The organism is Streptomyces sp. NPDC057253 (genome assembly GCF_042669125.1).
Classification (GTDB): domain Bacteria; phylum Actinomycetota; class Actinomycetes; order Streptomycetales; family Streptomycetaceae; genus Streptomyces.
In genome coordinates, this window is sequence record NZ_JBHUXV010000118.1 from 20,048 (window position 1) to 28,466 (window position 8,419).

The 8,419-nt window shown below is 71.9% G+C and carries 5 protein-coding genes; 3 read left to right on the forward strand and 2 right to left on the reverse strand.

Going from position 1 to position 8,419, the window contains the following annotated elements; all coding sequences use genetic code 11:
- Positions 1 to 370 precede the first annotated feature (370 nt).
- A complete protein-coding gene (locus ACFULQ_RS39675) occupies positions 371 to 2,152 on the reverse strand; it encodes an ABC transporter ATP-binding protein (RefSeq protein WP_383553936.1) in 1,782 nt (593 codons plus the stop codon).
- Entirely contained in the window at positions 2,149 to 4,020 is a 1,872-nt protein-coding gene (locus ACFULQ_RS39680; protein ID WP_383553939.1) for an ABC transporter ATP-binding protein, read from the reverse strand. Before ACFULQ_RS39680 ends, ACFULQ_RS39675 begins: the two co-directional genes overlap by 4 nt.
- 170 nt (positions 4,021 to 4,190) lie before the next feature.
- Between ACFULQ_RS39680 and ACFULQ_RS39685 the strand changes: the two genes are divergently transcribed.
- The 3 genes from ACFULQ_RS39685 (at position 4,191) to ACFULQ_RS39695 (ending at position 8,375) form a co-directional block, all read left to right on the forward strand.
- Positions 4,191 to 4,910: a L,D-transpeptidase family protein gene (locus ACFULQ_RS39685; RefSeq protein ID WP_383553942.1), complete on the forward strand. Its 720-nt coding sequence runs from the start codon at positions 4,191 to 4,193 to the stop codon at positions 4,908 to 4,910.
- 56 nt (positions 4,911 to 4,966) lie between these two features.
- On the forward strand, positions 4,967 to 6,658 hold the full coding sequence (locus tag ACFULQ_RS39690; RefSeq protein WP_383553944.1) for a peptide-N4-asparagine amidase: 1,692 nt from the start codon (positions 4,967 to 4,969) through the stop codon (positions 6,656 to 6,658).
- Positions 6,659 to 6,827: 169 nt separating this feature from the next.
- Positions 6,828 to 8,375 (forward strand): cation:dicarboxylate symporter family transporter, encoded by a 1,548-nt coding sequence (locus ACFULQ_RS39695; RefSeq protein ID WP_383553947.1) that lies wholly within the window; start codon positions 6,828 to 6,830, stop codon positions 8,373 to 8,375.
- Positions 8,376 to 8,419 lie beyond the last annotated feature (44 nt).

Below are 8,419 nucleotides of genomic sequence, written 5' to 3' on the forward strand. Positions count from 1 at the left end.
ACGGACGGCCCGGGCCGCCCGCACGCGCTCCCTGAGCCGGTGCTGCTGCCCAGCCTTCCACTCCCTTTCGGCACCGCGCAACGCCACGGGGGCGCTGCGCCGGCTGAAGCGGGGTTCTGAGGGGGCCGGGGTGCGGGGTGGAGAGGTAGTCGGAGCGTGCTTGACCGAGGCGTCGGGTGGGACGGCCGTCGGGGGTCCTGGGGTGGGCGTGACCGGCTGTCGGAGGAGTCGTGACGAGGGCGAGCCAGTCACCGGAGTGCGGGTTCGCGCCCAGAGGGCGGGGTGCGTGGTGGGCCAGTTCTCCGGGGAGCCGGCCCGGTCCACGCACCACCACCCCCGAACGCCCGGTCCCCGGCGTCGGCTCGCCCGCTCATCCGTGCCAGGACCTCCACAGTGCCGCGTACGCCCCGTCCGCCGCGACCAGCTCCTCGTGGCTGCCCAGCTCGCTGATGCGGCCGTTCTCGACGACGGCGATGACGTCCGCGTCGTGGGCGGTGTGGAGGCGGTGGGCGATGGCGACGACCGTGCGGCCGTCGAGGACGCGGGCCAGGGAGCGTTCCAGGTGACGGGCCGCCCGGGGGTCGAGCAGCGACGTCGCCTCGTCGAGGACCAGCGTGTGCGGGTCGGCCAGCACCAGCCGGGCCAGCGCCACCTGCTGCGCCTGCGCCGGGGTGACGGTCAGCCCGCCCGAGCCGACCTCGGTGTCCAGGCCGTCGTCGAGCGCCCGCGCCCACCCGTCCGCGTCGACCGCGCCGAGGGCCGCCCACAGCTCGGCGTCCGTGGCGTCCGTCCGGGCGAGCAGGAGGTTGTCGCGCAGGGAGCCCACGAAGACGTGGTGCTCCTGGTTGACGAGGGCCACATGCTCACGGACCCGTTCGGCGGACATCCTGGACAGCTCGGCGCCGCCCAGGGTGATCCGGCCGTCCCGGGGTGCGTAGATGCCGGCCAGCAGCCTGCCCAGGGTGGACTTGCCGGCACCCGAGGGGCCGACCAGCGCCAGCCGGGTGCCGGGCGCGACCTGGAGGGACACCTCGCGCAGCACGTCCACCCCTTCGAGGTAGCCGAAGTGCACCCGGTCCGCGTGCACGTCCCGCCCCTCGGGCGCGAGCCCGGCGTCACCGCCGTCCGGCTCGATGTCCCGCACACCCACCAGCCGGGCCAGCGACACCTGCGCCACCTGGAGCTCGTCGTACCAGCGCAGGATCAGCCCGACCGGGTCGATCAGCATCTGCGCGATCAGTGCGCCCGTCGTGAGCTGTCCGACCCCGATCCACCCCTGGAGGACGAACACCCCGCCGACCATCAGCACCGACGAGAGGATCATGACGTGGCTGACGTTGATGCACGGGAACAGCACCGACCGCAGCCACAGGGTGTACCGCTCCCAGGCGGTCCACTCCTTGATCCGCCGCTCCGACAGCTCGATGCGGCGGGCGCCGAGCCGGTGCGCCTCGACCGTGCGTCCGGCGTCCACGGTCTCCGCGAGCGCGGCGGCCACGGCGGCGTACCCGGCCGCCTCCGAGCGGTAGGCCGACGGAGCCCGCTTGAAGTACCAGCGGCAGCCGACGACCAGCAGCGGCAGGGCCAGCAGCACGGCGGCGGCCAGCGGCGGCGCGGTGATCACGAGTCCGCCGAGCAGCAGGGCCGCCCACACCACACCGATCGCCAGTTGCGGTACGGCCTCGCGCATGGCGTTGCCGAGCCGGTCGATGTCGGTCGTGATCCGGGACAGCAGGTCACCGGTCCCGGCCCGCTCCAGGACCCCCGGCGGCAGGCCGACCGATCGCACGAGGAAGTCCTCGCGCAAGTCGGCCAGCATCTGCTCGCCGAGCATCGAACCGCGCAGCCGCACCTGCCGTACGAAGACGGCCTGCACGACCAGCGCGACGACGAACAGCCCTGCGGTCAGCTCCAGATGGAGTTCGCGCGCGCCGTCCGAGACCCGCTCGACGAGGTCGCCGAGCAGCCAGGGCCCGACCATGGAGGCCATCACCGAGACCGTGTTCACGCCGACGAGGAGTCCGAAGGCGCGGCGGTGCCGGCGGAACAGTTCGGCCACGTAGGCGCGTACGGTCGCGGTGGCCCCGACGGGCAGGGTGTTCGCCGTCGTCGGTGCCGCCGGGTCGTACGCCGGTGGCGCCACGCCGATCATGCGCTCTCCTCGATCTCTTCCAGTGCGTGCAGTACGTCTTGCTCGTTCAGTACGTCTTGCTGGTTCAGTACGTCCCGCTCATCCAGTACGGCCCGCTCGTGCGGTACGTCGTCCAGCGCGGTCTCCTCGTCCGTCTCGCGGGTCACGACCGCCCGGTACCGCGGTTCCCTGTGCACCAGCTCGCGGTGCACGCCGACCGCCGCGACCTCGCCGTCGTGGACGAGCACCACCCGGTCGGCGCGGTCCAGGAGCAGGGGCGAGGAGGTGAACACCACGGTGGTGCGCCCGGTCCGCAGGTCCCGTACGCCGTCCGCGATCCGTGCCTCGGTGTGCGAGTCGACGGCGGAGGTCGGCTCGTCCAGGACGAGCACCTCCGGGTCGGTGAACAGCGACCTGGCCAGGGCGAGCCGCTGGCGCTGGCCGCCCGAGAGGGAGCGCCCGCGTTCGGTGATGCGCGCGTCCATCGGGTCCTCGGCGTCGAGGGACCCCTGGACCAGGGCGGCCAGTACGTCGGCGCACTGCGCGGCCGCGAGCGCCTCCACGGCACCGACGTCGCCAGAGGCGGGCACGTCGAGCAGTTCGCGCAGGCTGCCGGAGAGCAGCACCGGGTCCTTGTCCTGGACGAGGACGGCGGTGCGCGCCGAGTCGAGCGGCAGCTCGTCCAGCGGCACCCCGCCGAGCAGCACGGACGTGCCCTCCTGGGAGGGGTGTCCACCGAGCCGTTCGGCCAGCAGTCCCGCCGCGTCCGGGTCGCCGCACACCACCGCGGTGAGCCGTCCGGAGGGGGCGAGCAGACCGGTGGCCGGGTCGTACAGGTCCCCGGAGGGCACGGCCCCCGGAATCTCCGCAGCCGCCACCCCGTCCGCCGGCGTGGCCCGCTCCAACGACAGCACCCGAGCCGCCCGCTTGGCCGAGGGGCGGGAGAAGGAGTACGCCATGGCGATCTCCTCGAAGTGCCGCAGCGGATAGGTCAGGATCATCACCGAGCTGTAGACGGCGACCAGTTCGCCGACCTCCACCCGACCCTGGCGGGCCAGATGGACGCCGTACCAGACGACCGCGATCAGCAGCAGACCAGGCAGCAGGACCTGGATCGCGGCGATGAGGGACCACATCCGGGCACTGCGCACCGCCGCGTGGCGGACCTCCTGGGAGGCCTTGCGGTAGCGGTCGAGGAAGAGTTCCTCGCCGCCGATGCCGCGCAGCACGCGCAGACCGGCGACGGTGTCGGAGGCCAGCTCGGTGGCGCGGCCCGCCTTCTCCCGCTGGAAGTCGGCGCGTCGGGTCGCCCGGGGCAGCAGCGGCAGCACCGAGAGGGCCAGCACCGGCAGGCCCACGGCGACCACCAGGCCGAGCGCCGGCTGGTAGACGACCAGTCCGACGCAGACCACGACGATGGTGACCGCCGCCGCGGTGAACCGCGACCAGGCCTCCACGAACCAGCCGATCTTCTCGACGTCGCCGGTGGAGACGGCCACGACCTCGCCGGCCGCGACGCGCCGGGTCAGTGCCGAGCCCAGGTGCGCGGCCTTGTGGGCCAGGAGCTGCTGGACGCGCGCGGCGGCCGTGATCCAGTTGGTGACGGCGGTGCGGTGCAGGAAGGTGTCCCCGACCGCGTTGCCGACGCAGCACAGCGCCAGCAGACCGCCGGCGAGGGCGAGGCGGCGCCCGGAGTGGTCGACGACCGCCTGGACGGCCACGCCGACGCAGAACGGCAGCGCGGAGACGGAGAGGAAGTGCAGCAGCCCCCAGGCCAGTGACTTGAACTGTCCGCCCAGCTGGTTCCGGAAGAGCCACCACAGAAACCGGGAGCCCGAGCGTGCGTCGGGCACTCCCGGGTCGGGATAGGGAAGGTCTTGGATCTGCATGACGGGTGACGTCCCAGTGGCTCGTGTCAGGGGTGTGGGAAGGGGCCGCGAACGGCGGCTGCAAACCGTGAAAGGTTCGCGTCAGAGCGTGGTCGGAGGCAACCGGTTTTCCGCCGCGTGGGCACAGCACCGGTTCCGCCGTCCCAGGGCTCCGGTGCGACGATGGAGCGATGCGAGGCGTACGGCGGAACGCGGTGACGACCACGGCTCTGGGAGCGCTGCTGCTCCTCCTGGGAGGATGCGGCGGCCCGGGCCCGGCACACCCCGGCAGCCCGCACACCAAGGCGGCCGACAAACCCGCGGACCGACCGACCCGTATCCCCGGTGTCGGCGACCGCCTCCAACGCCGTGTCCCCGCCGACGCCCGTCAGGTCCTCGCGGTCTACGGCGATGGCAGGGACTCCGCGGCCGCCACCGTCGTGCTGTACGCCAAACGCGGCTCCGTCTGGGACCGCGTCCGTGGCTGGCCCGCCCACAATGGCAAGAAGGGCTGGACCAGCGACCACCACGAGGGCGACCGGCGCAGCCCGGTCGGGGTGTTCACGCTCAGCGACGCGGGCGGGGTGCTCCCGGACCCCGGCGCGAGGCTGCCGTACACGCGCTCCGCCGCGATCGCCGCGCCCCGCTGGTGGCCCAGGTCCTACTGGCACGACTTCGACTACGTCATCGCCGTCGACTACAACCGCGTCGAGGGCACCCCGCCCAACGACCAGACGCGGCCGGAGGGTTACGCCAGGGGCGGCGGCATCTGGCTGCACCTGGACCACGGCAGCGGTACGTCGGGCTGTGTCAGCGTGTCCGAGGCGGCGATGCGGTACCTGCTGCGCACGCTCGATCCGGACCGGCATCCCGTGGTGGTGATGGGGGACAGGGCGGACCTGTCGGCGTAAGCCCGCTGCGGGAGGCGTCATTGCGGTAGGCGCCCGACTCGCCGTAGAACACGGCCATGAAGAGACGGATAGTCATGTCCATGCTCGCCGGAGCGACCCTCCTTGCGGGCTCCCTGCTCGGAGCGAACCCCGCCCAGTCGGCACCCGCAGCCCAGTCCGCTCCCGCAGCCCAGTCGGCTCCCACAGCCGAGTCGGCTCCCGCAGCAGAGTCCGTTCCCCCCGCCCCACCCGCCGCCACCCCCGTCCCGGCCGAGTTCGGTACCGACTGGCACGACCCCGTCACCGCCGCCCCGCCCGTCACCCGGCCCTCGGGCAGGTCCTGCCAAGTCACCGTCGCCGAAGCGCAGTTCCGCGACTTCACCCCCTACACCGGCACCTACACCCCGCCCAAGGGCTGTGGCGACCGCTGGAGCAAGGTCGTGCTGCGTCTCGAAGGCAACGTCAAGGGACGGCAGTTCGACCGGCTCGGCCATCTGCACATCGGCGGGGTCGAGATCCTCCGCACCTCCACCCCGCAGCCCTCGCCGGACGGCATCGAGTGGTCCGTCGAGAAGGACGTCACCCGCTACAGCGACACGCTCCGCGGCAGCCATGACGTGGAGATGCTCATCGGGAACGTCGTCGACGACACGTACACCGGGATCATCGACGTGAAGGTGACGCTGACGTTCTACGCGGGCGCACCGGACGCCAGGACCACTCCGGGCCGGGTGCTCACCCTCGCCGACGGCATCCTGAGCACCCCGCGCAACAGCGAACGCATCGTCGCCGAGGTGTACGCCACCGGCTCCGGCGGCGGCTGCGAGGAGTACTGGTATCTGACGGTGCCGTCGAACGCGCCGTACTCCTGCCAGGCCGACGGCGGCCCCTACCGCGAGGTCCAGATCAAGGTCGACGGCCAACTCGCCGGCATCGCCGCCCCGTTCCCGACCGTGTGGACCGGCGGCTGGTCCAACCCCTTTCTCTGGTACGTCGTTCCGGGCCCCCGCGCCTTCGACATCAAGCCGATCGAGTACGACCTGACCCCCTTCGCCGGGATCCTCAACGACGGGCGCCCGCATCGCGTGGAGGTCTCGGTCGTCGGCGTACCCGCGGGGCAGTCCGGCTGGAGCGCCCCGGTGAACGTCCTCGTCTGGCAGGACGCCAAGAGCAAGCACGTCACCGGACGGCTCACCACGCACCAGGACGGCGACCTCGCCAACTCCTCGACCTGGACGCCCGGTTCGGAGCAGCGCGTGGACACCGAGGGTGGCCACCGGCTGACCGTCGCCGGGTACGTCGACACCTCGCACGGGCGCGTCACGACCACCGTCCGCCGCACGCTGGCGAACACCTCCACGCACCGCTGGGGCGACGGCGAGAACCCGGACGCGCTCGAGGCCACCTGGACGGACGACGAATCGCTGACCGTCGACGGCCGGGGTCCGGCCCGCACCACCCGCACCCACCGGACGTACACCATGGACGGCACCACCACCATCGGCGCGGGCGACCGGCTCCGGACCGTGCTGACCCTCGGTGACCGCGCCGAGGCCACGGTGAGCCGGGCCGGCCACCGCACGGCGTGGTCCCGGCTCGACGACACCTACGTGGGTGACGCCACGTACACGATCAACGTCCCGCGCGATCAGCGGCACGCGGTCGGTACGACGAGCGAGCGCTACCGGATCCGGGGTTCGGCCGGATGCCACGACCGGTCACTGGTGACCGTGCAGGGGGTGCTGACAGAGGAACGCGACGGCTGCTGAGCCGAGTTGTGTGCGATGCGCCACAGGGTGCGTGATTTACGCGGCGGAAACACGGCGGTCTCGTAGGTGATCAACGGTCCCTCCAGAGTGGCCTTCACGGAAGCCGCTTTCCGTATCGCAGAAGTCTCCCCCTGGCTTCTGTGGCTCCCCGTCCCCCCAAGGAGTGCCCGTGCCGCCGTCCGTCCCGTCCCTGCCGCGACGCGTCGCACACATACTGCGTACCTCTCTCTTCGCCCAGGTCGCCCTGGCGTTGGTCCTCGGCATCGTTGTCGGAAAGCTGTGGCCCGGCTTCGCCTCGGACCTCCAGCCGCTCGGCGACGGCTTCACCCGGCTCATCAAGACGATCATCTCGCCGCTCGTGTTCTGCGTGGTCGTCGTCGGCATCGCCAAGGCGGGTGACCTCAAGGCGTTCGGCCGGATCGGCCTCAAGGCGCTGATCTGGTTCGAGGTCGCGAGCACGCTCGCGCTGATCATCGGGCTGCTCGCGGCCAACGTCGTCCAGCCGGGCTCGGGGATGCACGTCGACCCCGCGACGCTCAACTCCGATGCCGTCGACGCCAAGACGGGCGGCGGACACCTGCCCTCGACGACCGAGTTCATCGTCAACGCGCTGCCCACCAGTTTCATCGGCGCCTTCGCCGAGAACTCCCTGCTCCAAGTGCTCATCCTGGCCTGTCTGGTGGGCGCCGCGCTGCTGCACCTCGGCCACACCAAGGTCCCGCAGGTGCTGCCGGCCATCGAGCAGGCCCAGGAGATCATCTTCGCGATCGTCGGCTTCGTGATGCGCCTCGCGCCGATCGCGGTGTTCGGCGCGATGGCCGTCCTGATCGGCCAGTACGGCCTCGGCGTCATCGAGACCTACGCCAAGCTGATCGTCCTGTGCTACGCGGCCGCCGCGTTCTTCATCGCGTTGCTCGCCGTCGCGCTCAAGGCGCTCACCGGGCTCAGCCTCTGGAAGTTCCTGCGCTACATCCGCGAGGAGATGCTGCTCGCGCTCGGCACCGCGTCCACCGAGTCCGTCATGCCGCGCGTGATGCAGAAGCTGCGCAAGGCCGGCGCCCGCGACGACGCGGTGGGCCTGGTGCTGCCGACTGGCTACTCCTTCAACCTCGACGGAGCCTCGCTGTACCTCTCCATCGGCACGCTGTTCATCGCCCAGGCGGTCGGCGTGGACCTCAGCCTCGGCCAGCAGATCACCGTGGTCCTGGTGCTCATGCTGACCAGCAAGGGCATGGCGGGCATCCCCGGCTCCGCCTTCCTCGCCCTGTCCGCCACCGCCTCCTCGCTCGGCGCGATCCCCGCCGGCGCGGTCGCCCTGCTCCTCGGCGTCGACCGCATCATGGACTCGATGCGCGTCGTGACGAACCTCCTCGGCAACTGCGTCGCGGTCTTCGCGGTGTCCCGCTGGGAGGGGGCGCTGGACCTCGACAGGGCGAAGAAGGTACTGGGCGGCGAGATCGTGCCCGGGACGGAGGAGGAGCCCGTAACGGCATCGGCCGTCAAGGAGCCCGCGACGGCATCGGCCGCCAACGGGCCCGTAACGGCATCGGTCGCCAACGAGCCCGCAACGGCATCGACCGTCAAGGAGCCCGCAACGGCCCCGTCCGCCCAGGAGCCCGTAACGGCACCCTCCGCCACGGAACCCGTCACGGCCCCGCCCACCCAGGGCCACGAGCCGGCCCCGGCCGCCAAGGAGCCCGTGCCCGAGGTGAGTTGACGTACCTACCCGAACAGCCCGCGGCCGCCGCTTCCGTCGTACGG

Excerpts from the sequence above, each read along its gene's own strand:
- ACFULQ_RS39675 (WP_383553936.1), bottom strand. The coding sequence starts at position 2,152 with ATGATCGGCGTGGCGCCACCGGCGTACGACCCGGCGGCACCGACGACG.
- ACFULQ_RS39680 (WP_383553939.1), bottom strand. The coding sequence starts at position 4,020 with ATGCAGATCCAAGACCTTCCCTATCCCGACCCGGGAGTGCCCGACGCA.
- ACFULQ_RS39685 (WP_383553942.1), top strand. The coding sequence starts at position 4,191 with ATGCGAGGCGTACGGCGGAACGCGGTGACGACCACGGCTCTGGGAGCG.
- ACFULQ_RS39690 (WP_383553944.1), top strand. The coding sequence starts at position 4,967 with ATGAAGAGACGGATAGTCATGTCCATGCTCGCCGGAGCGACCCTCCTT.